The organism is Ornithinibacillus halophilus (assembly GCF_900129485.1).
GTDB classification, from domain to species: Bacteria; Bacillota; Bacilli; order Bacillales; family Amphibacillaceae; genus Ornithinibacillus; species Ornithinibacillus halophilus.
This window is the reverse complement of sequence record NZ_FQVW01000023.1, coordinates 1-26,990: the sequence shown is the minus strand read 5'-3', so window position 1 is coordinate 26,990 and position 26,990 is coordinate 1. Positions and strand designations below refer to the sequence as shown.

The 26,990-nt window shown below is 36.2% G+C and carries 22 protein-coding genes; 17 read left to right on the top strand and 5 right to left on the bottom strand.

Translation table 11 applies throughout. From position 1 onward, the window contains the following. Positions 1-65: 65 nt before the first annotated feature. Both BUB12_RS10310 and BUB12_RS10305 read left to right on the top strand, forming a co-directional pair. Positions 66-443 (top strand): RidA family protein, encoded by a 378-nt coding sequence (locus BUB12_RS10310; protein WP_072890669.1) that lies wholly within the window; start codon positions 66-68, stop codon positions 441-443. 63 nt (positions 444-506) lie between these two features. Beyond that, positions 507-1,676, top strand: coding sequence for an iron-containing alcohol dehydrogenase (locus BUB12_RS10305; RefSeq protein ID WP_072890667.1), 1,170 nt, complete (start codon positions 507-509; stop codon positions 1,674-1,676). 76 nt (positions 1,677-1,752) lie between these two features. Here BUB12_RS10305 and BUB12_RS10300 read toward each other — a convergent pair whose 3' ends face one another. The 3 genes from BUB12_RS10300 to BUB12_RS10290 form a co-directional block, all read right to left on the bottom strand. Then, complete coding sequence (locus BUB12_RS10300; RefSeq protein WP_072890666.1) at positions 1,753-1,998, bottom strand: YuzB family protein; 246 nt, start codon at positions 1,996-1,998, stop codon at positions 1,753-1,755. A 79-nt stretch (positions 1,999-2,077) separates the two neighbouring features. Beyond that, the gene (locus tag BUB12_RS10295; protein ID WP_072890664.1) at positions 2,078-3,433 is read right to left on the bottom strand and encodes an MATE family efflux transporter; all 1,356 of its coding nucleotides are present in this window, start codon (positions 3,431-3,433) and stop codon (positions 2,078-2,080) included. 128 nt (positions 3,434-3,561) lie between these two features. Further along, complete coding sequence (locus BUB12_RS10290; protein ID WP_072890695.1) at positions 3,562-4,767, bottom strand: MFS transporter; 1,206 nt, start codon at positions 4,765-4,767, stop codon at positions 3,562-3,564. Between the two features lie 448 nt (positions 4,768-5,215). Between BUB12_RS10290 and BUB12_RS10285 the strand changes: the two genes are divergently transcribed. From BUB12_RS10285 to BUB12_RS10225, 13 genes are all read left to right on the top strand, one after another. Next, positions 5,216-6,124: a DUF1002 domain-containing protein gene (locus tag BUB12_RS10285; RefSeq protein WP_072890662.1), complete on the top strand. Its 909-nt coding sequence runs from the start codon at positions 5,216-5,218 to the stop codon at positions 6,122-6,124. Positions 6,125-6,707: 583 nt separating this feature from the next. Further along, positions 6,708-7,721 carry an ABC transporter ATP-binding protein gene (locus BUB12_RS10280; RefSeq protein ID WP_072890660.1) on the top strand — a complete coding sequence of 338 codons (1,014 nt, stop codon included), beginning with the start codon at positions 6,708-6,710 and terminating at the stop codon, positions 7,719-7,721. After that, complete coding sequence (locus BUB12_RS10275) at positions 7,708-8,640, top strand: ABC transporter ATP-binding protein (protein ID WP_072890658.1); 933 nt, start codon at positions 7,708-7,710, stop codon at positions 8,638-8,640. The genes BUB12_RS10280 and BUB12_RS10275 overlap by 14 nt, the downstream gene beginning before the upstream one ends. Positions 8,641-8,647: 7 nt before the next feature. Then, positions 8,648-9,610 carry an oligopeptide ABC transporter permease gene (gene opp4B / locus BUB12_RS10270; protein ID WP_072890657.1) on the top strand — a complete coding sequence of 321 codons (963 nt, stop codon included), beginning with the start codon at positions 8,648-8,650 and terminating at the stop codon, positions 9,608-9,610. 27 nt (positions 9,611-9,637) lie between these two features. Further along, positions 9,638-10,546 carry an ABC transporter permease gene (locus BUB12_RS10265; RefSeq protein WP_072890655.1) on the top strand — a complete coding sequence of 303 codons (909 nt, stop codon included), beginning with the start codon at positions 9,638-9,640 and terminating at the stop codon, positions 10,544-10,546. Between the two features lie 182 nt (positions 10,547-10,728). After that, complete coding sequence (opp4A, locus tag BUB12_RS10260; RefSeq protein WP_072890654.1) at positions 10,729-12,537, top strand: oligopeptide ABC transporter substrate-binding protein; 1,809 nt, start codon at positions 10,729-10,731, stop codon at positions 12,535-12,537. A 487-nt stretch (positions 12,538-13,024) separates the two neighbouring features. Then, positions 13,025-14,860 (top strand): oligopeptide ABC transporter substrate-binding protein, encoded by a 1,836-nt coding sequence (gene opp4A, locus BUB12_RS10255; protein ID WP_072890652.1) that lies wholly within the window; start codon positions 13,025-13,027, stop codon positions 14,858-14,860. 642 nt (positions 14,861-15,502) lie between these two features. Beyond that, a complete protein-coding gene (locus BUB12_RS10250; protein ID WP_072890650.1) occupies positions 15,503-16,528 on the top strand; it encodes an ABC transporter ATP-binding protein in 1,026 nt (341 codons plus the stop codon). Next, positions 16,509-17,438, top strand: coding sequence for an ABC transporter ATP-binding protein (locus tag BUB12_RS10245; protein ID WP_072890648.1), 930 nt, complete (start codon positions 16,509-16,511; stop codon positions 17,436-17,438). The genes BUB12_RS10250 and BUB12_RS10245 overlap by 20 nt, the downstream gene beginning before the upstream one ends. Before the next feature lie 4 nt (positions 17,439-17,442). Further along, entirely contained in the window at positions 17,443-18,405 is a 963-nt protein-coding gene (gene opp4B / locus BUB12_RS10240) for an oligopeptide ABC transporter permease (protein ID WP_072890647.1), read from the top strand. 17 nt (positions 18,406-18,422) lie between these two features. Beyond that, positions 18,423-19,331, top strand: coding sequence for an ABC transporter permease (locus BUB12_RS10235; protein ID WP_072890645.1), 909 nt, complete (start codon positions 18,423-18,425; stop codon positions 19,329-19,331). Between the two features lie 163 nt (positions 19,332-19,494). After that, positions 19,495-21,411, top strand: coding sequence for an oligopeptide ABC transporter substrate-binding protein (opp4A, locus tag BUB12_RS10230; protein WP_072890644.1), 1,917 nt, complete (start codon positions 19,495-19,497; stop codon positions 21,409-21,411). A gap of 217 nt (positions 21,412-21,628) precedes the next feature. Next, positions 21,629-22,309, top strand: a complete 681-nt coding sequence (locus BUB12_RS10225) for a 3D domain-containing protein (RefSeq protein WP_072890642.1) — start codon at positions 21,629-21,631, stop codon at positions 22,307-22,309. Positions 22,310-22,354: 45 nt separating this feature from the next. On the opposite strand, the gene BUB12_RS18185 is transcribed toward BUB12_RS10225, so the two are convergent. Next, positions 22,355-22,486, bottom strand: a complete 132-nt coding sequence (locus tag BUB12_RS18185) for a hypothetical protein (RefSeq protein ID WP_268801938.1) — start codon at positions 22,484-22,486, stop codon at positions 22,355-22,357. Between the two features lie 290 nt (positions 22,487-22,776). Here BUB12_RS18185 and BUB12_RS10220 point away from each other — a divergent pair, with 290 nt between their 5' ends. Both BUB12_RS10220 and BUB12_RS10215 read left to right on the top strand, forming a co-directional pair. Then, positions 22,777-23,967: a glycine C-acetyltransferase gene (locus tag BUB12_RS10220; protein ID WP_072890641.1), complete on the top strand. Its 1,191-nt coding sequence runs from the start codon at positions 22,777-22,779 to the stop codon at positions 23,965-23,967. Between the two features lie 24 nt (positions 23,968-23,991). Continuing rightward, positions 23,992-24,936, top strand: coding sequence for an L-threonine 3-dehydrogenase (locus BUB12_RS10215; RefSeq protein ID WP_072890639.1), 945 nt, complete (start codon positions 23,992-23,994; stop codon positions 24,934-24,936). Positions 24,937-25,028: 92 nt separating this feature from the next. Here BUB12_RS10215 and BUB12_RS10210 read toward each other — a convergent pair whose 3' ends face one another. Further along, positions 25,029-26,651, bottom strand: a complete 1,623-nt coding sequence (locus BUB12_RS10210; protein WP_072890637.1) for an ABC-F family ATP-binding cassette domain-containing protein — start codon at positions 26,649-26,651, stop codon at positions 25,029-25,031. Positions 26,652-26,990: the final 339 nt, after the last annotated feature.

Here is a 26,990-nt window from a genome sequence, read left to right as displayed (position 1 = left end):
TCCCCAGAAAAAAGATGTTATCAAATAAAGTTATACACATGATCGTGTATTTAGGAGGAGTTTACATGTTAAAAGCAATTCAAACGAGTAACGCACCATCTGCAATTGGTCCTTATTCACAGGCCATACAAGCAGGAGATTTTCTTTATGTTTCTGGGCAAATTGGCATTAACCCAAAAACTGGTGAAGTTGTCGAAGGGATTGAACAACAGACGAAACAGGTAATGGAAAATATAAAAGCAATTTTAACAGAGGCCAATTCCGACTTTTCAAATGTTGTTAAATTTACGATATACTTAAAGTCAATGGATCATTTTGCAACGGTTAATGAAATATATGGAGGGTATTTACAACAACCTTACCCTGCAAGGGCAACTATCGAAGTTAGTCGTTTGCCGAAAGATGTTTTAGTAGAAATTGATGCGGTTGTGTACACTGGATAAGCAATATCTTAGTTGCTTGAGAACTGTGTCATCCTAGATTCAAAGAAGGAGTGTTATGTAGTAATGGATAATTTTATTTATCAGAATCCAACAAAATTAATTTTTGGTAAAGGTCAATTGGATGTATTACCAAATGAGGTTAAACAGTATGGGACAAAAGTGCTTGTCGTTTACGGTGGAGGCAGCATAAAGCGTAACGGAATTTATGAAAATGTCCTAGCAAAACTAAAAGAAATTGATGCAGAAGTATTTGAATTACCAGGAGTTGAACCAAACCCTAGAATATCTACAGTAAGAAAAGGGGTAGAAATTTGTAAGCGGGAAGGAATTGAATTTATCCTTGCTGTTGGTGGTGGTAGTACCATTGATTGTACGAAAGCAATCGCTTCAGGTGCATTAACAGATGTGGATATGTGGGATGTTGTAACTAAAAAAGAACAACCTGGTGATGCTTTGCCATTTGGCACAATTTTAACTCACGCTGCAACAGGGTCAGAAATGAATCGTGGGTCTGTAATTACTAACTGGGAAACGAATGAAAAGCACGGATGGGGTTCTCCAAATACATATCCTAAATTTTCAATTCTAGACCCGACACATACGTTTTCGGTACCAAAGGATCAAACAATTTATGGAATTGTGGACATGATGTCACATACGTTAGAACATTATTTCCATCCAGCCACAAATACACCGATTCAAGATAGATTCTGTGAATCATTATTACAAACTGTCATTGAAACCGCACCAAAATTACAGAATGACTTGGAGAATTACGAATACCGTGAAACAATTATGTTAAGTGGTACATTGGCATTAAATGATATGCTAAGTATGGGTGCTCATGGTGATTGGGCTTCTCATAATTTGGAACATGCTGTATCAGCTGTTCATGATATTCCACACGGTGGTGGATTAGCGATTATTTTCCCAAATTGGATGAAGCATGTACTGGATGATGATAATGCGTGGCGATTTAAACAATTAGCTGTCAATGTCTTCGGAGTGAATGCAGAGGGTAAATCAGATAAAGAAGCAGCACTTGAGGGGATTGAACATCTCCGTGCATTCTGGACAGAAATTGGAGCGCCATCTCGACTAAAAGATTACAATATCGATGAGAGTTCAGTAGAAGAAATGGCTGAAAAAACAGTGGCTGCTCGATCTGAGTATGGAAACTTTAAAAAGCTAACGAAACAGGATTCGATCGAAATTTTTAAAGCAAGTCTATAATCATGCAAATTACGACATGAATTTCCCAGGAAATGAATTTTGTCGTATTAGAAAGAATATAGAAAAGAACTAGCCATTATTGATAAATGGCTAGTTCTTCTTTTATAGCTATCTTTATTTTTTCTAAGCATTCTTCCGGAGTCTTTCCAAAAATGCGCTTATTATTAACAAGTGCATATGGCTTCACTCTGCATAATCCACAGAAAGATAAGCAATCACTAGTTAACACAGCTACCTCTGGAAACTCATTTTCCAATATTTCTTCTATATTTAACGTTGTAATTGCATTTCCATCACAGATTTCAACGACAACAATACCCATACTAATCACATTCTTTCAATGAATTCCGTTGTCATTAGTTTTAACACAACTGCCTATGTTTATCAATTGTTCTGATTGATTAGACCTCTTCTTTCTTGGCAACAAAATTCATATCCACCCAATATCGTTTCTTCCATCTCCTTAGCATTAAGGTCCCTCGAATCCATTCATCAGCAATAAAGGAAATCCAAATACCGATTAGCCCAAGACCAAGATATATGGCAAAAAACCAAGCAACTGTGATTCCGACTCCCCACATCACGATAATACCAATGTAAACAGGGAATTTAACATCTCCTGCTGCCCGTAAAGAACTAATCATTACTAAGTTAAAAGCACGACCTGGTTCTAGAGCAACCGTCATTAACAGTAAAAAGGCTCCTTGTTCAATAATGGTCGAGTTGTCAGTGAATATTCCTAATAGAGATGTTCCACTGAGATAGACGATGCTTGCTGTAGCAAGAGAGATGACCAACGAAATCCGTAAACTACGAATCGCGCGTTGGTAGGCATCTTCAATTTTCCCTGCACCAATCATATGCCCGATCAGGATTTGGGTGCCCTGACCAATTGCGACAGAAAAAAGAAAAATAAACATCATAATATTTTGGGTATATACTTTTGTTGTAATAGCAACGGTACCTAATTGCGCAACAAAGTAAGTAATGACCATTTGGCTGGCATTATAGGATAGTTGTTCCCCGGCAGAAGGGATCCCAATCTTTAATAAGCTTTTTACATGAAGTTTTTCATATCTGAAAAAGCTCTTAAAATTAAGCTGCCCATCACTACGTTTAACTAACAATATAACTAATACGATAAATCCAATAAATCGACTAATTGCAGTTGAATATGCAACCCCGACTACTCCTAATACTGGAAAACCAAACGGACCAAAGATGACAAAGTAGTTACCGATAACATTTAAAATGTTCATCCCAATCGTAACCATCATCGTATCTTTTGTATGCCCATAGCTTCTTAAGATAGCCCCTGTAGTCATAATGAGTGCTTGAACAAAGATAAGCCCTCCGACAATTTGCATATAAGAGGAGGCTTCTCCCATAAGTTCGCTAGGTAAATCCATGATACCTAAAATTTGTCTGGTCCATATGAGTAAGCCAAGACTTAGCAAAAGAGAAAATAATAAGTTCATGCTAATCGACATGACAGCAATTTTTCCTGCTGTTTTATTGTTTTCTGCACCTAGATTTTGTGCAATTAATATGGCAGCACCTTGGGCAACAAATCCAAACATAACAATAACAACAGACAGGATTTGGTTTGAAACACCAACAGCTGCAACTGCTTTATCAGAGTATTGACTTAGCATTAACGTATCGGCATTTCCCATTAACATGTGCAACAAGATTTCAATAAAGATTGGCCATGTGAGTGCAAATAATGTTAAGTTTTTAGTTTTGTTTTCAGTCATGATGTGTTCCTTCTTTCAGTTCAATAGAAATAGTTTACAACGTTTGATATGAAATGGAAAGTTAAAAAATATATAGTAATTTTCAACGTAAATAAAAAGACTGCCAAATTATGTGGCAGTCTCAAACTCTAATTTGTATGTGAAGATAATGAGTGTGATTGTTTGTCGGCGTAGGTATGTTTATACCATGCAGTTAGCATGATAAACCCACATAATATCAATAATCCACTAGTTACAAAGAATACAGCTGAGATTCCGTAGAAACCAGCAATCATCCCACCTAGTGCTGGGCCAATAATATTACCTAAAAAACGTAAGCTTGTGTTGTAACCCAATACCTCTCCTTGCATAGATAATGGAGCTTCTTGGCGGATATAGGCAATTCGTACTGGAATGATTCCACCTATAGATACCCCAAGTAGGAAACGAAGAATAACCAGTTGCCAGATATTCGTAACGAATGCACCAGGTAAATAGACAATACCAGCCATAAATAATAAGATGATTAGTATTTTTATATAACCAATACGATCCCCTAATTTCCCCCAATTCCTTGTCATTAACAAATTTCCAAGTCCTGCTGCCGAGAACGCCATTCCTGAGAAGAACGCAATACTTGCAGGTCCGTGGATTTCTTCTACATATAATGAAAGGATTGGTTGAATACTGAAGTGTGCTACTTGAACAAGAGTGGATATAAGCATTACTACTAATAAAACTGGATGCCTAACAATGTGTAAGAATACTTCTTTACTAGAGTATGCTTTATGGTCCTTGTCAGATTCATCAAATTTAATCAGAATTTCTTTTATGCCAAATGCGACAATCAATGCTGAAAGGAAAATAGTGATGGATACCCATTTAAAGGTATTCCCATATCCAAATGCATCTGCAAGCGCTCCTCCAATTAAAGGCCCCATTAATGAACCAGTAATACTCCCTGTTTGAAGCGTACCTAATACTTTACCGGCAACCTCTTGAGGAGTCTGAGTAGATATGAGTGCTTGTGACATTGGTATAAATCCAGTGAACATCCCCATTAGTAAGCGCAATAGAAACAGCTGCCATACATTGGTTGCAAATCCCATTAAAAATACAGAGAGTCCTAATCCAATAGCAAAGAAGATTAATAGTTTCTTGCGACCAAATTTATCTCCGACACGTCCCCAAATTGGTGAGAAAATGAATGCAGCAACAAACGTAATTGCGAAGATCCACCCTGACCAATTTTGTACGTACCGATCGGAAAAATCTCCAAACGAGTCAATGTACAAGGAGATGAAGGGGAGCACCATGGTAACACTACCTGCAATAAAGAAGTTAGCGAACCACATAATTGCTACATTACGATTCACACTTAAGTTGTTTTGACTATCGATGGAAATGCCCTTCTTTCTAAAATTTATTTCGATACTCTAAATAATATCGAAAATCAGATGAAATTTAAAGTCTTTTGCTTAAGTTATAATAGCATAGATAAATCCAGTTAAAATAGGTAGCTTGTACTCTTTAAGTCTAGTGTTAAAAGTTTTCAAACGATACTGATAACGCTATAATGAATAGAACAACTAGAAATCATTCATGACTATACAAAACAAGACATGCATAGAATAATAGAAGAAATGCTTAGTGCGCCTGCTTGGGGTTGATGTTGACTTTCACCAAACGGCAAGTCTATTTTCATGTGAAGGCGAAGGAAGTCGCTACCTGCCAGCGAAAGGAGCTAGATACCCAGAAGAAGTTTATACATTCTAATTTTTAAAAGAAAAGGAGCTATTAATTATGAAGCGAACTTTTAAGACAGTAGTAATGTCCCTTCTGATGATTGGTTTTATTGTTGGCATCATGACTCCAATACATGCTGAAGAAAGTATTAATGAAAAATTAGGTGTACCAATTGTTGTGTATGGTGATAACTTAACTGATGAACAAAAAGAAAAAACTAGAGAATTATTAGACGTTACCAATCCCGAAATGGTTGATGAGTATAATGTGACAGGACAAGATTTGGCAAACTATATTAATGGGAATCCAAATGCCCGTATGTTTTCATCTGCGAAAATTACGATGGAAGAAGAAGGTGAGGGATTAACTGTTAATATAGTAACTCCGGAGAATATTACAGAAGTAACTAATGAAATGTACTCCAATGCATTACTAACAGCTGGGGTAGAAAATGCAACAGTTGAGGTTGTTTCTCCCGTTAAGGTATCCGGGCACTCTGCTTTAACCGGAATCTATAAAGCATACGATGTTCAAGGCGAAGAGTTAGACAAAGCTAGAATGGAATTAGCTAACGAGGAACTGGGTGTGGCAACGGACCTAGCAGAAGATGCAGGTGTAGATAAAGATAAAGTAAGTGAATTACTTACAGAGATAAAAAAGTCTATTGCAGAGCAAAACCCAGCTTCAATAGAAGAAATTGAACAAATCATAACGGAAAAACTTAATGAATTGGAAATATCATTAAGTGAAGAAGATCGTCAAAGATTAATTGATCTGTTTGAAAAAATGCGTGAGTTAGATATTGACTTTGATAAGGTAAAAAGTCAATTAGATGACATTGCTTCAAAAGTTCAAGATAAGATTGAAGATATTATTAATGATGAAGGATTCTGGAAAAAAGTTGGGAATTTCTTTAATGACTTCTTCCAGTTAATTAAGGAATTCTTTACAGGGCTATTTAATTAAAATATACTTTTCGAGGCTACCTATAGTTAATGGGTAGTCTTTTTTATATCCAAAAAATATCAACCAGAGAAGTATTTAACTTGCGATAAAATCCTAACCCTCTGCCACCACAGTACGACCTCTAAAATCCATTTCCTTCCAATAACATTACAAAGATAAATCATATTCACCTTAATAGAAAACTAAATATTTTTAACAAACAGTTATTAAACGACACTAAATTTTTAGAAAAATAGAAAACAGACTAATAGAACAAGTTATTAATATTAGTTGATATCAATAAATATTAATAGAGTGTAACGTTTTCATAATTAACTTAAAGTCAGTTATATCATGAGTTTGGCAATTAATTTCCTTTTTTATCTAGAAAATAAATAACTATCAAATTTGATAATTTTTGAAAAAATATCGTGCAATTTTTGTCGAAAGCTAGTATAATCAAAATTACGCAATTAAATACAATAAAGCAAAATTATCAGAATAATTTATACAATAATAATGTAATTTAGATTAAACAATAATAATGAGTACACCCTAGATAATCATTCGTTTGTATCTAGCAATAGTATAGGGGGAATTAACTATGTCTGAGAAATTATTAGAAATCAAGGACCTTCGTACATCTTTTCGTATAAAAGACGATTATTATGCAGCTGTTGATGGAGTAAACTTAACAGTAAATAAAAATGAAGTATTAGCGGTTGTTGGAGAATCAGGTTGTGGGAAAAGTGCACTTGCCTTTTCAGTTATGGGACTTCATACTCGTGCGAAAATAGAAGGTAATATCATGTTTAAGGATAAGGATATTGCAAATATCTCTCCTTCAGATTTAAATAAAATCCGTGGTAAAGAAATGAGTATGATTTTTCAGGATCCATTAACTTCTTTAAATCCATTGATGGAAATTGGGGAACAAATTGCTGAAGTGTTATTACTTCATAATAAGCAACTATCAAAAGAACAACGTAAAGAGAAAGTAATTGAGTTGCTTAATAAAGTAGGAATACCACGTCCGGAACAAGTTCATGGTCAGTTTCCACACGAATTATCGGGTGGTATGAGGCAGCGGGTGATGATTGCGATGGCTATTGCGAATGAACCTGAATTGCTCATTGCTGATGAGCCTACTACTGCGCTTGATGTAACGATTCAATCACAAATCTTAGAACTAATTAATGATTTAAAACAAGATATGAATGCAGGAATCATTCTTATCACGCATGATTTAGGTGTTGTAGCAGAGATGGCTGATAGAGTGGCTGTAATGTATGCTGGACAAATTGTAGAAATTGCTGATGTGCATACGTTATTTACTAATCCAAAACATCCATACACACGTTCGTTATTAAATTCTGTACCGAATTCTAACGAGGCACAAGATAAATTACACGTTATTCAGGGGATTGTACCATCATTGCAAAACCTTCCGCGTGAAGGATGTCGATTTAGTGCTAGAATACCTTGGGTTGCAGAGTCAGAGCATGAGGATCACCCAGAATTGCACGAAGTAAATGATGGGCATTTTGTTCGTTGTACGTGCTATAAACATTTTGATTTCCCTGATAATGAGGAGGAACAGCAACATGGCATTTCTTGAGGTAAAAGACTTAAAAGTTCATTTTCCAATTAAGGGTGGAATATTTGGTCGTACGGTTGATCATATAAAAGCTGTTGATGGTGTGTCATTTGAACTTGAAAAAGGAAAAACCTATGGCTTAGTTGGAGAGTCTGGTTCAGGAAAGACGACGACTGGAAGAGCTATTATCGGTTTAAATAATATTACATCTGGCTCGGTAACATATGAGGGACAAGATATTACGAATATTCGCCGTGCGAAATCAAGTGTACGTAAAGATATTCAAATGATTTTCCAGGATCCTTATTCTTCATTAAATCCGAAAAAGCGTGTTCTTGACATCGTTGCTGAACCGATTCGTAATTTTGAGAGCATGACAAAAAAAGAAGAAAGAATACGTGTTCAAGAATTAATGGAGCTTGTTGGATTAAGTCCAGAAAGTATTCTTAAATATCCACATGAATTCTCTGGTGGACAACGTCAACGTATTGGTATTGCTCGTGCAGTTGCGTTAAAACCGAAATTAATTGTGGCCGATGAGCCGGTTTCTGCATTGGATGTATCTGTACAAGCACAAGTTCTTAACTTCATGCAAGACATTCAAAAAGAATTAGATCTCACATACTTGTTTATTGGACATGACTTAGGAGTAATCAAACACATGTGTGATCATATCGGAATTATGTATAGAGGACGTTATGTTGAGGAAGGAACAGTAAATGATATCTTTACAAATCCACAACATATTTATACGAAACGTCTTGTAGCAGCAATACCAGATATTGATCCGAATAAACGTGCAGAACAACGTGCTTTCCGTAAAGAGGTACAAACGGAATACGAGCAATCCTTTAATGATTACTTTGATGAAGAGGGTTTAGCCTACGATTTGAAACCAATTTCAGATACTCATCTAGTGGCTTTACCTGAGAAAGGTTGATGAACAGATGTGGAAATTTACAGTACGTAGATTATTAATCATGATTCCTCAGATTATTGCTCTGAGTATCGTTATATTTGTTTTGGCACAAATGATGCCTGGGGATGCACTTTCAGGGATGATTGATCCAAATGTAGACCCAGAAAGATTAGAAGAACTTCGTGAAAAACATGGCTGGAACGACCCGTGGTATGTACAATATGCTGATTGGGTAGGCGGCCTAATGCAAGGTGATTTAGGACAATCCTTCCGTTTTAAAATGGATGTAACTGAACTTATAGGTCAACGTATTGTTAACTCATTCTGGTTATCCCTTGCAACACTGCTTTTCACATACCTTATAGCTATACCACTTGGTATTATTAGTGGACGTTATAATGACACATTATTAGACCAAACAATCACAGGTTATACCTACATTGGGTTTGCAACACCATTATTTATTTTTGGTCTTGTTATGTTATGGGTGTTTGGCTTTATGTTAGGCTGGTTCCCAACTAGTGGTAGTGTTACTCCTGGTCTTGAGGCAGGGACATTCGAGTACTTTGTAAGTAAAGTGAACCATCTAATTTTACCTGCTTTATCAATGGCATTAATAACTACGGTTAGTACCGTTCAATATTTGCGTAATGAAATTATCGATACAAAACAGCGAGATTTTATCTTAACAGCAAGAGCTAAAGGGGCTTCTGAATCACGAGTTTATAATCGTCATATTTTAAGAAACTCACTATTACCGATTGCCGCTTTCTTTGGATTCGAAATTACAAGTCTAATTGGGGGTACCATCTTTATTGAGAATATTTTTGGTTATCCTGGGATGGGCCAGTTGTTCCTAGAGTCAATCACTATGCGTGACTACACTGTAGTTACAGCTGTAACTTTACTTTTCGGTATCGCATCCATCGTAGGGGCTTTACTATCAGATATTATTCTAAGTTTAGTAGACCCTCGTATTCGTATTAAATAATCTTAGGCAAACAGTGAGGTGAAAATAATGGAAACAAATAAAGGTGTTGTTGATGAAAAAGCCTTAAAGGCACAAAAAAGTCCTTCAGGTATTAGCATTATATGGCGAGAGCTTGTAAAAGATAAACTAGCCTTTGGTTCGTTAATCTTCTTAGTTTTAATATCAGTATTTGTTTATGGAACAGCAATATTTTTAGATCAAGACGAAATTGTTACGGTTGATTTATTTTCCATTCACCAACCACCATCTGAAGAATTCTGGTTAGGTACAGACTATGGTGGACGTGATATTTTTGGGCAACTTATCATCGGTACGCGTAACTCACTAACAATTGGTGTTCTTGTTACGTTAATGACTGGAATAATTGGTATAGTATTTGGATTAGTGGCTGGTTACTATGGTGGTCACGTGGATAATATTTTAATGCGTATTTTAGATTTCTTCCTAGTATTACCATTCATGATGATCGTAATTGTGTTCGTTGCTATCGTACCTAAATATAGTGTGTTAACTTTCTCACTCATTATGACGGCGTTCCTCTGGATGGGGATAGCCCGGCTGATAAGGTCAAAAGCATTGCAGGAGAAAGAACTCGATTATGTACAAGCATCTAAAACATTAGGTTCATCTAATTTTAAAATAATGTTTACGCAAGTACTACCTAATTTGAGCTCGTTAATTATCGTAACGATGACTTTAAACTTAGCTGCTAATATTGGGTTAGAATCAGGTCTTTCTTTCTTAGGATTTGGTTTCCCTGAGAGTACGCCAAGTTTAGGTACTTTGTTAGGATATGCTCGTAATCCACAAACTCTTGAATTTAGATGGTGGATTTGGGTTCCTGCATCCGTATTAATCCTTCTATTAATGTTAGCTATCCGTAACGTTGGTGAAGCATTAAAACGTGCAACAGATGCAAGACAAAGAAGAGGTTAATAAGTAAAGATAAAAGCGCTATTGTAAAAAATATGTATTCCCTGAAGGAGTTAAGCCTTTGGGGAATACTTTTTGGTTTTTTTCTGATACTAACACCATAAAGGTGTTGAGTATAAATTTAGTTTGTTTTACGAACCCGTATTGCACAACTAGAAAATTACAACATGGGAGGTTTTTATAGTATGAAAAAGTTTAGTTTTCATAAACTTACTTTAGCATTCATGCTGGTATTGTTACTTGCTCTTGCAGCTTGTGGCGGTGGTGATGACGAAGGAAACAACAATTCTGATTCATCAAGTAACAAAGGCTCTGAAGAGGGCGAATTGTATTCAATTGAAGATTTCACTAATGTGAAAACCAATGAAGGTGAACCAATCGATGGAGGGTCATTTACATATGGTCTTGTATCAGATACAGCTTTTGAAGGGACACTAAATTGGAATTTCTATTCTGGAGCACCAGATGCAGAGATTATTCAGTGGTTTGATGAGCCTTTACTAACATGGGATGAAAGCTACGTTTATACAAATGACGGAGCGGCAACTTATGAGTTAGAGGGGAACACAGTAACTTTTACTATTCGTGACAATGTAAATTGGCATGATGGTGAGCCAGTAACTGCAGAAGATTTTGCTTTTGCTCACGAAGTTATTGGACATCCGGAATACGATGGTATTCGTTATGGTTCTGACTTTACAAATATTGTTGGAATGGAAGAGTATCATGCCGGTGAAGCAGATACAATTGAAGGTATTGAAATTGTCGATGAAAAAACATTAAAAATCACTTATAAAGAAGTAACTCCATCATTACTAACAGGAAGCATATGGACGTATCCATTAGCAAAACACATCTTTGAAGATATTCCGGTAGCTGAAATGTCATCATCTGATGCTGTGCGTAAAAACCCTATTGGTTTTGGACCATATATAGTAGAAGAAATCGTTCCAGGTGAGTCTGTTACATTTACGAAAAATGAGGACTACTGGCGTGGAGAGCCTAACTTAGATAAAGTGACTGTAAAAGTTATTAGTTCAACAACTGTTGTGAATGAATTAGAATCAGGTGGTGTTGATACAGTAAGTAGTTTCCCTACTGATCAATATCCAGATAATGCAGATATGAGTAATGTTGAATTTTTAGGCGACACAGATCGTGCATTCACATACATCGGATTTAAATTAGGTAAATGGGATGCAGAAGAAGGAAGAGTAGTGCCTGATCCAAATGCGAAAATGGCTGACAAAAAACTTCGTCAAGCGATGTGGCATGCCGTTGATAACGATACTTTAGGACAGAAGTTCTATCATGGGTTACGTTGGAATGCAACAACATTAATTCCACCTTCACACCCTGAATATCATGATGAAACAAATCCTGGTCGTTCATTTGACCAAGAGAAAGCAAAACAACTTCTTGATGAAGCAGGATATGTTGATGTAAATGATGATGGAATGCGTGAAGATCCAGACGGTAATGAGTTAGTGATTAACTTTGCATCCATGTCTGGTGGAGATACTGCAGAGCCGATTGCGCAGTATTATATACAATCTTGGGAACAAGTTGGCCTTAATGTGCAATTAACAGATGGTCGCTTGATGGAATTCAACACATTCTATGATCGTGTTGAAAATGATGATCCCGGTATTGATGTATATCAAGGTGCTTGGGGTGTAGGTATTGACGTAGACCCACGTAGTCTCTGGGGTGGGGAATCAGTATCAAACTACACTCGTTGGACAAGTGAAGAGAATGATAGCCTGTTAGCAAAAGGGGTATCTGATGAAGCGTTTAATCTTGAGTATCGCCAAGACATTTATAACCAATGGCAAGAACTAATGGTAGAAGAAGTTCCTGTCTTCCCAACTGTTTATCGTGCTGTGCTAGTACCGGTAAATAACCGCGTTGTTAATTTTGCAATTGGAGATGGAACAGGAATCTATCTTCACGAACTTGGTGTAACACAAGAAGAACCAATGACAGCTGAATAATTTATTCAATAAAAACATCTGGGCTCAAATCCCAGATGTTTTTATTTGTATTAGCGACATGAATTATATGAACAGACACGTATTATAGGATGGAAAAATTTTTACTTAGCGACACGAAATATTCAAAAAATAATGATAAAAGATATATCTGATTTATTAAAAAATATATGCGTAACTCTCTGGCAGATTATGAAAAATTTAAAGTTGATAATAGTCAAAAACATTAATATATCAATGTTTTGAAACCAATAATGTATTGGTAATAAAAAAAATCGTACAAAATAATAAAATTTTTTAAAAAATCTATTGCATAATATTTAAATAATAGTATAATAACTTACATAGACAAGCTGATTAACAGTAAATTGTCAGAACAATTACACTAATTAGTGGTCTGTGAATACTTGCATCCTAGATGTTGGGTATTAATTAATCGGTTCAGCATTTATGCTTACCAACAAACATAAAAAAGGGAGGTTGATCAAGTATGAAAAAGTCTAGTTTAAATAAACTACTTTTAGCATTCATGCTTGTACTGTTACTAGCGCTTGCTGCGTGTGGTGGCGGTGATGATGAGAACTCAAGCAGTTCGAATGATTCAAACAATAACAGTGGCAATAACGACACTGAAGAATCAAATGATGAAGATGAAGATGGTCTTTATTCTATTGATGACTTCAGTCAATATGTATCAAATGAAGGGGAGCCTATTGAAGGTGGATCTTTCACTTACGGTTTAGTATCTGATACTGCATTTGAAGGTACTTTAAACTGGAACTTCTACTCTGGAAATCCAGATGCAGAGATTATTTCTTGGTTTGATGAAGCATTACTAACTTGGAATGATAGTTATGTTTACACTAACGATGGTGCTGCAACTTATGAACAAGATGGCAACACATTCACTTTCACAATTCGTGATAATGTAAACTGGCATGATGGTGAACCTGTTACTGCTGAAGACTGGGCGTTTGCTCATGAAGTAATTGGTCATCCGGATTATGACGGTATCCGTTATGGTTCTGACTTCACTAACATTGTTGGTATGGAAGAATACCACAATGGTGAAGCTGATTCAATCGAAGGTATCGAAGTTGTAAATGAAAAAACATTAAAAATTACTTATAAAAATGTTACTCCATCACTTGTGACAGGTAGTATCTGGACATATCCATTAGCTAAACATATCTTTGAAGATATCCCAGTAGCTGAAATGTCATCATCTGATGAAGTGCGTAAAAACCCAATTGGTTTCGGTCCATTTAAAGTAGATGAAATCGTACCTGGTGAGTCTGTAACATATGTTAAAAATGATGATTACTGGCGTGGAGAGCCTAACTTAGACGAAGTAACTGTTCGTGTAATTAGCTCAACTACTGTAGTAAACGAATTAGAAACTGGTGGCGTGGACTCAGTAAGTTCATTCCCAACGGATCAATATCCTGATAATGCTGATTTATCAAATGTTGAATTCTTAGGTAATGTTGACCGTGCATTCACTTACATTGGTTTCAAACTAGGTAAATGGGATGCAGAAAATGGTGAAGTAGTACCTGATCCAAATGCTAAAATGGCTAACAAGAAATTACGTCAAGCTATGTGGCATGCAGTTGATAACGATACATTAGGACAGAAGTTCTATCATGGTTTACGTTGGAATGCAACAACATTAATTCCACCGTCACATCCAGAGTTCCATGATGAAACAAACCCTGGTCGTACTTATGATGTTGAAAAAGCAAAAGCATTACTAGACGAAGCTGGATACGTTGATGTTGATGGCGATGGTATGCGTGAAGATCCAGATGGTGAAGAGTTAGTTATTAACTTTGCATCTATGTCAGGTGGAGACACTGCAGAACCAATTGCACAATACTATATGCAAGCTTGGGAAAATGTAGGTCTTAAAGTAGAACTAACTGATGGTCGTCTAATGGAATTCAATACTTTCTACGATCGTGTTGAAGCTGATGACCCTGATATTGACATCTACCAAGGTGCTTGGGGTGTAGGTATTGACGTTGACCCTCGTGGACTATGGGGTAATGCAGTTTCTAACTATACTCGTTGGACTAGTGAAGAACAATTAGAACTATTGGAGAAAGGTGTTTCTGACGAAGCATTCGATCTTGAATATCGTCAACAAGTTTACAATGAATTCCAAGAATTAATGGTAGAAGAAGTACCTGTATTCCCAACTGTTTACCGTTCTGTATTAGTACCAGTTAACAAACGTGTTGTTAACTTTGCAATTGGTGATGGAACTGGTGTATATTTACATGAACTTGGTGTAACAGAAGAGGAGCCAATTGTTGCTGAATAATTACTAATAGAAGAAAGATTGTCGAGTTACTCGGCAATCTTTTTTTGTTGCATAGAAAATATATAGCTATATATAACTCTAATGAAAGTATAGTCGCTTCCAGCCTTTCTGAGATCTAAAGTCAATCCTCATCACGGACTAAGGTCCCCTCATCTTGAGTTCATATGATTTGGAACAATTTGTGGGGAGCATGCCTTGCACTGTTATTAATATTATTGTCGTTAAATTGCAAAAAACTTGTCCTAATATGTATAGAAAGTAATAATTTTATACATTCGAAATACCTATTGTATTATTACATAAACTGCAAATTTTAAAAAAATTTATATAAAAATCCCAAAAACCACTTGTCTAAATTATAAAAATAATATATACTTTAAAAAATCAAACCTATATTACAAATTCATTACGAGTTACTCATGTAGACAAAATTCTACATTGATTTTTATAGAGAATTATCTTAATATTTATAATGTAGGTAATAATACATAACCTAAATTATTTAAAAATTAAAACTAATAATGATGAGATGGGCAGTATAACATAAAAGATTGGTACATCATGAGAAATCTGCTTTTTCTATTGTTTTAATTTCTCAACTTTATTGTTCGCATAATACATAGGTAGTTAGGAGGAGCACAATTGTCTGATAAATTACTCGAGATAAAAGATCTAAAAACGTCTTTTCGAATTAAGGATGATTACTACGCAGCTGTTGATAATGTGCATCTTACAGTAAATAAAAATGAAGTGCTTGCTATTGTAGGAGAATCAGGTTGTGGCAAAAGTGCACTTGCATTTTCAGTTATGGGGCTTCATAATCGCGCAAAAATTGAAGGGAATATCTATTTTAAGGATCAAGATATTGCTAATCTACCACCAAATAAGTTAAATAAGTTGCGTGGAAAAGACATGGGAATGATTTTCCAAGACCCGTTAACGGCTTTAAATCCTTTAATGATAATTGGAGACCAAATTGGAGAGGCATTACTGTTGCATAACAGTGAACTTTCTAAAACGCAGCGTAAAGAAAGAGTAATTGAATTATTAAATAAAGTTGGTATACCTCGACCGGAGCATGTTTATGAACAATTTCCACATGAATTATCAGGTGGGATGAGACAAAGGGTTGTTATTGCAATCGCTATTGCAAATGATCCTGAATTATTAATTGCGGATGAACCAACTACAGCTCTTGATGTAACCATTCAATCACAGATATTAGACTTGATAAATGAATTAAAAGAAGATATGGATGCAGGAATTATCTTAATCACGCATGATTTAGGTGTTGTTGCTGAAATGGCAGATCGAGTTGCTGTTATGTATGCAGGTCAAATTGTAGAGGTTGCGGATGTTCATACATTATTTAATGAACCATTACATCCATATACTCGTTCATTATTTGATTCAGTACCTAATAAAGCGGAAGCAAAATCAAAATTACATGTGATTCAAGGAATCGTACCATCTCTACAAAATCTTCCACGTGAAGGATGCCGTTTTGCACCTAGAATACCATGGATTGACGAATCGGTTCATGAAGAGCATCCATCATTACATGAAGTAGCACCAGGGCACTTTGTACGTTGTACCTGTTACAAACACTTCGAATTCCCTGGTGAGAGCAGTGAGGAGGAAGAACAGCATGGCGTTTCTAGAAGTTGAAGATTTAAAAGTACATTTCCCTATTAAGGGTGGAATATTCGGCAGGACGATTGATCATGTGAGGGCTGTAGATGGTGTTTCTCTTTCTCTAGAAAAAGGGAAAACATACGGACTTGTTGGTGAATCAGGCTCAGGAAAAACAACTACTGGCAGGGCAATCATTGGATTAGAGAAAGCAACTGCTGGGACCGTCACCTTTGATGGTCAAGATATTACAAATTTAAAGAATAAGTCAGATGTCCGAAAAGATGTACAGATGATATTTCAGGATCCATATTCTTCATTAAATCCGAAAAAGAGAGTGTTGGACATAGTTTCGGAACCTTTAAGAAACTACGAAAACCTCACAAAGAAGGAAGAAAGAATTAGAGTGCAGGAATTAATGGAATTAGTTGGCCTAAGTCCAGAAAGTATTTTGAAATACCCACATGAATTCTCTGGTGGACAGCGCCAGCGTATAGGTATTGCTAGAGCGGTTGCCTTAAAACCAAAGCTTATTATTGCTGATGAACCTGTATCGGCACTAGATGTTTCCGTACAGGCGCAAGTGCTGAACTTTATGCAAGATATTCAAGAAGAATTGGATTTAACCTATCTTTTTATAGGTCATGACTTAGGTGTTATCAAACACATGTGTGACAACATCGGAATTATGTATAGAGGTCGCTATGTAGAAGAGGGGAGTACAGAAGAAATTTTCACAAACCCTCAACATATTTATACGAAGAGACTGGTAGCAGCAATTCCTGATATCGACCCTAAAAATCGCGAAGCACAACGACAATTCCGTCAAGAGGTTAAAACAGAATATGAACAATCCTTCAATGATTACTTTGATGAGGAAGGTTTAGCTTATCAGTTACAGCCAGTAACAGAAACACACCGTGTGGCTTTACCGGAGAAAGGTTGATTGTATGTGGAAATTTACCGTACGAAGATTATTAATAATGATACCTCAAATAATTTTATTAAGTATTATCATCTTTGTATTAGCTAAAATGATGCCAGGTGATGCGTTATCTGGATTGATCGATCCAAACATTGACCCAGAGAGAATTGAAGAACTTAGGCATATGCACGGGTTTTATGATCCATGGCATAAGCAATATGCTGATTGGGTTGGAGGATTAATGCAAGGGGACCTTGGTAAGTCTTTCCGATTCAAAATGGATGTTACGGAACTTATTGGACAGCGAGTTGTTAACTCGTTTTGGCTGTCGCTGGCAACTTTAATTTTTACATATCTTCTTGCAATTCCTTTAGGTATTTTAAGTGGTCGCTATAATGATTCATTACTTGACCAGACTATTACAACTTATACATACATTGGCTTTGCGACACCATTATTCATTTTCGCATTAGTAATGTTATGGGTATTTGGATTTATGGTAGGTTGGTTCCCAACTAGTGGTAGTGTCACCCCAGGATTGGAGCCAGGAACATTCGAATATGTACTAAGTAAAATTAATCACTTAATACTTCCATCCTTATCGATGGCGTTAATTGCTACAGTTAATACCGTTCAATATTTAAGAAATGATATTGTCGATACGAAACAAAAAGATTTTATTTTAACAGCGAGAGCAAAGGGTGCTCCCGAATCACGAGTATACAACCGTCATATTCTAAGAAACTCACTATTACCGATTGCAGCTTTCTTTGGATTTGAGATAACTTCATTAATTGGAGGGTCCATTTTTATTGAGAATATTTTTGGATATCCAGGAATGGGTCAATTATTTTTAGAATCCATTTTACTCCGTGATTTCAGTGTTGTAACAGCTGTCACCTTATTATTTGGGATCGCAGCAATCGTTGGTGCATTGTTATCAGATATTATCTTAAGTCTAGTAGATCCTAGAATTCGAATTAAATAGATTGTGAGGTGAGAGAATTGGCAACATCAACAGCAAAAGTTAGTAACGAACAGCTTAAAGCGCAGAAAAGTCCTTCAGGCGTTAATATTATATGGCGTGAACTAGTCAGAGATAAATTAGCTTTATTTTCCTTGATATTTCTAATCTTGATTTCAGTCTTTGTGTATGGCGTTGCAATATTCTTAGATCAAGAAGAAATTGTAAGGGTTGATTTATTTGAAATCCATAAGCCACCTTCTGAAGACTTTTGGTTAGGTACAGATTACGGTGGACGTGATGTATTCGGGCAATTAATTATAGGTACTAGAAACTCACTTTCTATTGGATTTTTAGTTACCTTAATGAGTGGGATAATCGGAATCGTATTCGGATTAGTTTCTGGGTACTATGGTGGTCATATCGATAACATTCTAATGCGTATTCTTGATTTCTTCCTAGTACTACCATTTATGATGATTATTATCGTATTTGTAGCTATCGTACCTGAATATAGCATTATGACTTTCTCACTTATAATGACGGCCTTTTTGTGGATGGGAATAGCCCGGCTTATTAGGTCGAAGGTTTTACAGGAAAAAGAACTGGATTATGTGCAGGCATCCAAAACATTAGGATCGTCAAATTTAAAAATTATGTTTACACAAGTATTACCAAATATTAGTTCCCTAGTTATTGTAACCATGACATTAGGATTAGCAGCTAATATTGGTCTTGAATCAGGACTTTCATTCTTAGGGTTTGGTTTTCCAGAAAGTACACCAAGTCTCGGAACATTGCTAAGTTATGCTAGAAATCCACAAACATTGGAGTATAGATGGTGGATTTGGGTTCCAGCGTCAGTCCTTATCCTACTACTAATGTTAGCTGTTAACAATGTAGGGCAAGCACTGAAACGGGCAACTGATGCTAGACAAAGAAGAGGTTAGTAATCTATCGTACTAACACTTTAAGGGGGTGAGGCTTTAATAACTAGGTAGTGGTGATTATTGTTACCTACATCAACTTTTGATGTTGTGTATAAATGTCGATTTGATCTAATCAATCGACAAAAAACCTAAATGGTTAAAATAAAAGGGAGGGTATTCAATTATGAGAAAGAAAGGCTTTTCGAAATGGCTACTTGCTCTAATGCTTGTATTCTTACTTGTGTTAGCTGCATGTGGTGGAGACGACAATGATGGTAATGCATCAAATGGTGGAGACGATAATAATTCCACTGAAAATAACGAAAACAATGACGAGGGCAACAATGATGAAGGCAACTCTGAAGGTAACGACGAAGGAGATGAAGGGGATGCATTTGCTAGTCCTCAACCAGATGAAGAGGGAGTATTCAGTATCGAAGACTTCCAAACAGCTGCTCCTTCAGGTGAAGGACTTGAAGATGGTACTTTAACTTATGGTTTAGTATCTGACACAGTGTTTGAAGGTACATTAAACTGGAACTTCTATTCAGGTGCTCCTGATGCTGAAGTTATCGGTTGGTTTGATGAAGCACTACTAGGTATGGATGCAAACTATACGTATACACAAGATGGTGCTGCTACATTTGAAGTAGAAGATGGAAGAATCTTTACTTTCACTATCCGTGACAATGTTAATTGGCATGATGGTGAGCCTGTAACAGCAGAAGACTGGGCATTTGCTCACGAAGTAATTGCACATCCTGAGTACCCTGGTGTACGTTACAGTGGTTCTATGACAAACATTGAAGGTATTGAAGAATACCACAATGGTGAAGCTGATTCTATTTCAGGTATTGAAGTATTAAACGAGAAACAATTAAAAATTACTTATAAAGATTCTACACCTGCACTATTAACTGGTGGAATCTGGCCATATGCTTTAGCTAAGCATATCTTTGGAGATATGGAAGTAGCAGAAATGGAAGAATCTGATGCAGTACGTAAAAATCCAATTGGTTTTGGACCATACGAAGTAGATACAATCACTCCTGGTGAGTCTGTAACATATGTACGTAATGATGACTACTGGAGAGGTACACCTGGTCTTGCAGAAGTTACATTACGTGTAATTGCTCCAGAAACTGTAGTTAATGAATTGGAAACTGGTGGAGTTGACATGGTTGACGGATTCCCAACTGACCAATTCTTAGATAACTATGAAATGTCTAACGTTAACTTCTTAGGTGATATTGACCTAGCTTACACTTATATTGGGTTTAAACTTGGTACTTGGGACCATGAAGCTGGTGAAGTAGCTCCAGACCCAGACAAGAAAATGGCTGACGTTAACTTACGTCGTGCAATGTGGTACGCTGTAGATAATAATGCAGTAGGTGACCGTTTCTATAATGGTTTACGTTGGAATGCAACAACTCTAATTGTTCCATCTCACCCTGCATATCATGATGATTCAATTGAAACACCAACATATGATCCAGACGAAGCTAACCGTATTTTAGATGAAGCTGGATATGAAGATGTTGATGGTGATGGTATCCGTGAGGACAAAGATGGTGAACCGTTAGTAATTAACTTTGCTTCTATGTCTGGTGGAGACACTGCTGAACCATTAGCACAATACTACATCCAACGTTGGGCTGATGTTGGTCTAAAAGTAGAACTAATTGATGGACGTCTATTAGAATTCAACAGTTTCTATGATCGCGTTGGTCAAAAAGGTGAAGATGATCCTGAAATTGACATTTACCAAGGTGCTTGGGGCGTAGGTTCTGACGTTGATCCATCTGGATTATACGGACGTAACGCAATGTTCAACTTCCCTCGTTATGCTAGCGAAGAAAATGATCGCTTATTAGCAGAAGGATTATCTGAAGAAGCATTCGATGTTGAATATCGTCAATCTGTATACAGTGAGTGGCAAGAACTTATGGCTGAAGAAATTCCAGTATTCCCTACTCTATATCGTGCTCTAGTAATTCCTGTTAACAAACGTGTTGTTAACTACGATATGTCAGCTGGATCTGATACTTACCTATATCAACTTGCTGTAACTGAAGAAGAGCCAGTAGTTGCTGAATAATTAATAGTTATTAAAAGAAGAAGTCCTCTATGAGGCTTCTTCTTTTTTGGGTTATTGAGTCGAGTAATCTTTCCGTATATTAAATTCTATTAAACTTGTAATATTTTCTCTCCTTTTGGGCAATCCTTGTAATAGTCTTTTAAAAGTCTTGTAAAGGAAATAAGGCTTTTAGTGTGATAGACTAGTCAATGTTGCGCATTTCAAGGAGGAAAACATGATGAAAAAACTATTAGCAACACTAATTACAATAATAATTATCGTAAGTTCATTTGGAATACCCATTTCGGCTGACAAGTTAACAAGCAATACTGAACGTGTTATAGTCACAGGTGATCATATAGAGAAACAAAAACTATCAATCTATAAAACTTATTTAGTTCAAAAAGGTGAGACCTTACAAGAAATTGGCGAAAAACATGACGTGTCTGAAAAAGATATTAAAAAATGGAATAACCTAAAAGCAGAATTACTGGAAGAAGGCCAAAAGTTGAAACTTCTAAACAGTAAAAAGAAGAATTTAGAGATAAAAACATTAGACGCTCCTAAAACAGAAGTGAAGTCAACAAAAACTATAAATAAATCGGAGCAAGATGTAAAAAAAAGTAATGAAAAAATAATGGTAAAAGCTACTGCATATACAGCTAAATGTGATGGGTGCTCAGGAATTACGTATACTGGAGTCGACTTAAATACAAATCCTAATGCAAAAGTTATAGCTATTGATCCAACTGTCATTCCTTTAGGAACAAAAGTTCATGTTGAAGGATACGGTTATGCCATTGCAGCTGATATTGGAAGTGCCATTAAAGGTAAACGAATTGATATTCATGTGCCAACAAAAAAAGAAGCGTTTCAGTGGGGTGTTCGTGAGGTTGAAGTTACTATAATTGAAGAATAGATGATTATGTATGGGAAGCATTCTATAAAATGATGCTTCCTTTTGTTATAGTTTGATTTCATTAGTAGTGTCTTCCTCATTAATAATCTCATCAGTTGTATCCGTTTGAGTGAACCCTACAACACTAATACCGATAATTAACATAATAAATAGCGTCAATAAAATTTTACGTACCATAGCTGCCTCCTTCTAAGTTTGTCACTATGTAAAAGTATAATAAATTTATAGATTAAAATCTACATATTTTGACATAAATAATAAGGAAATTTTTACTTGTAATAAGGCATTAGTCTATGTAAGATTTTTATTATAATATCATTACTATAGCAGTAAGTCTCCATACAATTTGTTTCTAGTAAACATTTCGATACAATTATGGTAAAATGGTTTCAGATTAAAGAGGAAGCTTCCACGTTTTGAGTGGTGATAAGTATGTTAAGCGCTTACATAAAATAGGAGGTATTAAGATGACTAGTAAAATTTTGAATACATTTTTAGATGAGAACATAGCTGAGCTTAAGGGTAAAGGGTTATATAATGAAATCGATCCTGTTCAAGGTGCAAATGGACCAACTATTAAGGTTGATGGGAAAGAATTAATTAACCTTTCTTCTAATAACTACTTAGGCCTTGCGACAGATGACAGATTAAAGCAGGTTGCAAAAAATGCAGTTGATTCCCATGGTGTTGGGGCAGGTGCTGTTAGAACTATAAATGGTACATTGGATTTACATATAGAGCTAGAGAAAAAGTTAGCAGAGTTCAAAGGGACAGAAGCTGTTATCTCATATCAATCTGGATTTAACTGTAACATGGCGGCTATTTCAGCAGTTATGGATAAAAATGATGCAATCTTATCTGATGAGTTGAACCATGCATCGATTATTGATGGATGCCGTTTATCGAAGGCAAAAATAATCCGTTTTAACCACTCTGACATGGTGGATTTACGTAAGAAAGCTAAAGAGGCAGTAGAATCTGGTCAATATAATAAAATCATGGTAATTACCGATGGAGTTTTCTCTATGGACGGTGATGTTGCAAATTTACCAGGTATTGTTGAGATAGCAGAGGAATTTGACCTAATTACTTATGTAGACGATGCTCATGGTTCAGGTGTTCTAGGTAAAGGTGCAGGAACGGTTAAACATTTCGGCTTACAAGACAAAGTGGATTTTCAAATGGGGACATTATCAAAAGCAATTGGAGTTATCGGTGGATATGTAGCTGGTAAAGCAAATCTAATCGATTGGTTGAAAGTACGCTCTAGACCATTTCTATTCTCTACTGCAGTAAGCCCTGCTGATGCTGCTGCAAGTAAAAAAGCCGTTGAAATTCTAATGGAAAGCACAGAACTACACGATAAACTTTGGGAAAATGGTAATTACTTAAAAGAGGGATTGAAGGGTCTAGGATTCAATATTGGAGATAGTGAAACACCTATTACTCCATGTATTATTGGTGATGAAAAGGATGCACAGGAATTTAGTAAACGACTTTATGAAGAAGGAGTTTATGCTAAGTCAATTGTCTTCCCTACTGTACCGCGTGGGACAGGAAGAGTACGTAATATGCCAACAGCAGCACATACAAAGGAAATGCTTGATCAAGCAATTGCGATCTATGAAAAAGTCGGAAAAGAAATGAACTTGATTTAATTTTATTGTTAGTGAGGTAAAAGCATGAAAAGAATCTTAGTAACCGGAGCACTTGGTCAGATTGGATCAGAGCTTGTTACAAAACTTAGAGATATTTATGGTTCGTCCAATGTAATAGCTACCGATATTAAAGAACTTCCCGGTGTAAAAGAGCAGGGACCTTTTGAGAAATTAGATGTAACAGATCCACAGCGTATGTTTGATGTTGCAAAGGAGTATAACGTCGATACGGTAATGCATTTAGCTGCCTTGTTATCAGCAACAGCAGAAAAAATGCCAAAAGTAGCATGGGATATTAATATGGGTGGTCTTGTTAATGCGTTAGAAGTAGCGCGAGAGCTTGATTTACAATTTTTCACTCCAAGTTCAATAGGTGCGTTTGGTCCATCCACTCCAAAAGATAATACGCCACAAGATACGTTACAACGCCCAACTACGATGTATGGCGTGAACAAAGTATCCGGTGAATTGTTATGTGATTATTACTATCATCGTTATGGGGTAGATACTAGAGGTGTTCGTTATCCTGGTCTCATTTCATATGTTGCTCCTCCAGGTGGTGGTACAACGGATTATGCTGTTGAGATTTATTATGAAGCGATTAAGAATAAATCGTATACTTCTTATATTGGAGAAGGCACTTACATGGATATGATGTATATGCCGGATGCGTTAAATGCCATTGTTCAATTAATGGAGGCAGATGCTGATAAATTAGAACACCGAAATGCTTTTAATATTTCAGCAATCTCTGCGGCTCCAGAGGATTTTGCAAAAGCAATTCAGAAACATATTCCAGAGTTTTCAATCTCTTATGAGGTTGACCCAGTAAGGCAAAAGATAGCAGATAGCTGGCCAAACAGTATTGACTCCTCAGCTGCAACAAAAGAGTGGGGATTCAAAGCAGATTATGATATTGATGCAATGACAAAGGAAATGTTAGAGAAAATCGCAGAAAAAGTTAAATAAAGATTTGAGAAGCGCTCTTTTTGTAAGGGCGCTTTTTGAGATCTTTATTATAATGATAACAAAAAAGCTGCCCTATATAGGACAGCTTTTTCTTAACTAGCATACATTTCTTTAATTTGTTTCTGTAACTTCTTATCTGCTACATATTCATCGTAGCTCATTTCTTTATCGATTATTCCGTTTGGTGTAATTTCAATTAGGCGATTCGCAATACTTTGCACGAATTGGTGGTCGTGAGAAGTAAATAGAATGGAGCCTTTAAATTTAATTAACCCATTGTTTAATGCTGTAATCGATTCAAGGTCTAAGTGGTTCGTTGGTTCATCTAATAAAAGAACGTTGGCATTACTCAACATCATCTTAGATAACATGCAACGAACTTTTTCTCCACCAGATAAAACACTTGCTTTTTTAAGTGCCTCTTCACCAGAGAATAACATTCTACCAAGGAATCCACGTAAAAATGTTTCCGTTTCATCTTCAGGTGAGTATTGACGTAACCAATCAACTAATGGTAAATCATTATTCTCAAAGAATTTACTATTGTCTTTAGGGAAATATGATTGAGAGGTAGTTACACCCCATTTGTAAGAACCTGCATCAGGTTCCATTTCTCCCATTAAGATTTTAAATAACGTTGTTTTAGCAATGTCATCACTACCTACTAAAGCAATTTTATCATCTTTGTTCATCGTAAAACTAACATTATCAAGAACCTTTTTGTCCCCAATTGTTTTTGTTAATCCTTCTACACGAAGTAAATCATTTCCAATTTCACGTTCTGGTGTAAATGCAATATAAGGGTACTTACGAGAAGATGGTTTAATATCATCTAATGTAATGTTCTCTAATAATTTTTTACGTGATGTTGCTTGTTTGGACTTTGATGCATTTGCGCTAAATCGTGCAATAAAAGCTTGAAGTTCCTGGATTTTCTCTTCTTTTTTCTTGTTTGCTTCTTGAGCCATTTTAGTTGCTAATTGGCTTGATTCATACCAGAAATCGTAGTTACCGATGTACACTTCAATTTTCCCATAGTCAACATCTGCAATATGGGTGCATACCTTATTTAAAAAGTGACGGTCATGGGAAACAACGATGACGGTATTCTCGAAGTTAATTAAAAAATCCTCTAACCATTGAATCGCTTGAATATCTAATCCGTTTGTCGGCTCATCCAGTAATAAAATGTCTGGATTACCAAATAAACTTTGAGCTAGTAATACTTTCACTTTTTGATCAGCTGGGATATCAGCCATTTTCATCATATGCATCGATTCATCGATACCAAGACCTTTTAGAAGGACTGCTGCATCTGATTCAGCTTCCCAACCATTCATTTCAGCAAATTCACCTTCTAATTCAGCAGCGCGCATTCCATCTTCTTCAGTAAACTCAGCTTTCATGTAAATAGCATCTTTTTCTTGTTTTACTTCATAAAGACGTTCGTGTCCCATTAATACAGTATCAAGAACACCATGTTCCTCATATGCAAAATGGTCCTGTTTTAGTACAGCTAGACGCTCACCAGGAGACATCGATACATGTCCTGATTGTGGTTCAATGTCACCAGAAAGGATCTTTAAAAATGTCGATTTTCCAGCCCCATTTGCTCCAATAACACCGTAGCAATTTCCAGATGTAAACTTAATATTTACATCTTCAAATAATTTTTTATCACCATATCGTAAACTAACGTTAGAAACAGTTATCATATATTTTGAATTTCCTCCATAAATTATCTTATCAAGCTTAAGCTTACGTGATTTTAGGCATTTCGTCAATATTTGTAAAGGCTAAGAGAATACTTTTGCATAATCAAGTATTGCACAACCCTATAGATTCTATTATAGTAAGAAAAGCGCAGAGCGACCGCTTTGCGACGTACGGACTGCGCCTGGTCATGCCAGGTGGTTCAATGTTGCCACGCAAAGTGGCGAACTTAATTGAACATACCCTGTAGGAGATAAAGGAAACATGCCCCTTCATAGGGGTATGCCGACGTTGGACGCAAAGTCCGGTTTTAGTCGGCCTTCCTTTGTATCGGAGTCGAT

Bases quoted from the DNA above. Each gene is read 5' to 3' on its own strand.
- BUB12_RS10310 (WP_072890669.1), top strand. From the start codon at position 66: ATGTTAAAAGCAATTCAAACGAGTAACGCACCATCTGCAATTGGTCCT.
- BUB12_RS10305 (WP_072890667.1), top strand. From the start codon at position 507: ATGGATAATTTTATTTATCAGAATCCAACAAAATTAATTTTTGGTAAA.
- BUB12_RS10300 (WP_072890666.1), bottom strand. From the start codon at position 1,998: ATGGGTATTGTTGTCGTTGAAATCTGTGATGGAAATGCAATTACAACG.
- BUB12_RS10295 (WP_072890664.1), bottom strand. From the start codon at position 3,433: ATGACTGAAAACAAAACTAAAAACTTAACATTATTTGCACTCACATGG.
- BUB12_RS10290 (WP_072890695.1), bottom strand. From the start codon at position 4,767: ATGTGGTTCGCTAACTTCTTTATTGCAGGTAGTGTTACCATGGTGCTC.
- BUB12_RS10285 (WP_072890662.1), top strand. From the start codon at position 5,216: ATGAAGCGAACTTTTAAGACAGTAGTAATGTCCCTTCTGATGATTGGT.
- BUB12_RS10280 (WP_072890660.1), top strand. From the start codon at position 6,708: ATGTCTGAGAAATTATTAGAAATCAAGGACCTTCGTACATCTTTTCGT.
- BUB12_RS10275 (WP_072890658.1), top strand. From the start codon at position 7,708: ATGGCATTTCTTGAGGTAAAAGACTTAAAAGTTCATTTTCCAATTAAG.
- opp4B (WP_072890657.1), top strand. From the start codon at position 8,648: ATGTGGAAATTTACAGTACGTAGATTATTAATCATGATTCCTCAGATT.
- BUB12_RS10265 (WP_072890655.1), top strand. From the start codon at position 9,638: ATGGAAACAAATAAAGGTGTTGTTGATGAAAAAGCCTTAAAGGCACAA.
- opp4A (WP_072890654.1), top strand. From the start codon at position 10,729: ATGAAAAAGTTTAGTTTTCATAAACTTACTTTAGCATTCATGCTGGTA.
- opp4A (WP_072890652.1), top strand. From the start codon at position 13,025: ATGAAAAAGTCTAGTTTAAATAAACTACTTTTAGCATTCATGCTTGTA.
- BUB12_RS10245 (WP_072890648.1), top strand. From the start codon at position 16,509: ATGGCGTTTCTAGAAGTTGAAGATTTAAAAGTACATTTCCCTATTAAG.
- opp4B (WP_072890647.1), top strand. From the start codon at position 17,443: ATGTGGAAATTTACCGTACGAAGATTATTAATAATGATACCTCAAATA.
- opp4A (WP_072890644.1), top strand. From the start codon at position 19,495: ATGAGAAAGAAAGGCTTTTCGAAATGGCTACTTGCTCTAATGCTTGTA.
- BUB12_RS10225 (WP_072890642.1), top strand. From the start codon at position 21,629: ATGAAAAAACTATTAGCAACACTAATTACAATAATAATTATCGTAAGT.
- BUB12_RS18185 (WP_268801938.1), bottom strand. From the start codon at position 22,486: ATGGTACGTAAAATTTTATTGACGCTATTTATTATGTTAATTATCGGT.
- BUB12_RS10220 (WP_072890641.1), top strand. From the start codon at position 22,777: ATGACTAGTAAAATTTTGAATACATTTTTAGATGAGAACATAGCTGAG.
- BUB12_RS10215 (WP_072890639.1), top strand. From the start codon at position 23,992: ATGAAAAGAATCTTAGTAACCGGAGCACTTGGTCAGATTGGATCAGAG.
- BUB12_RS10210 (WP_072890637.1), bottom strand. From the start codon at position 26,651: ATGATAACTGTTTCTAACGTTAGTTTACGATATGGTGATAAAAAATTA.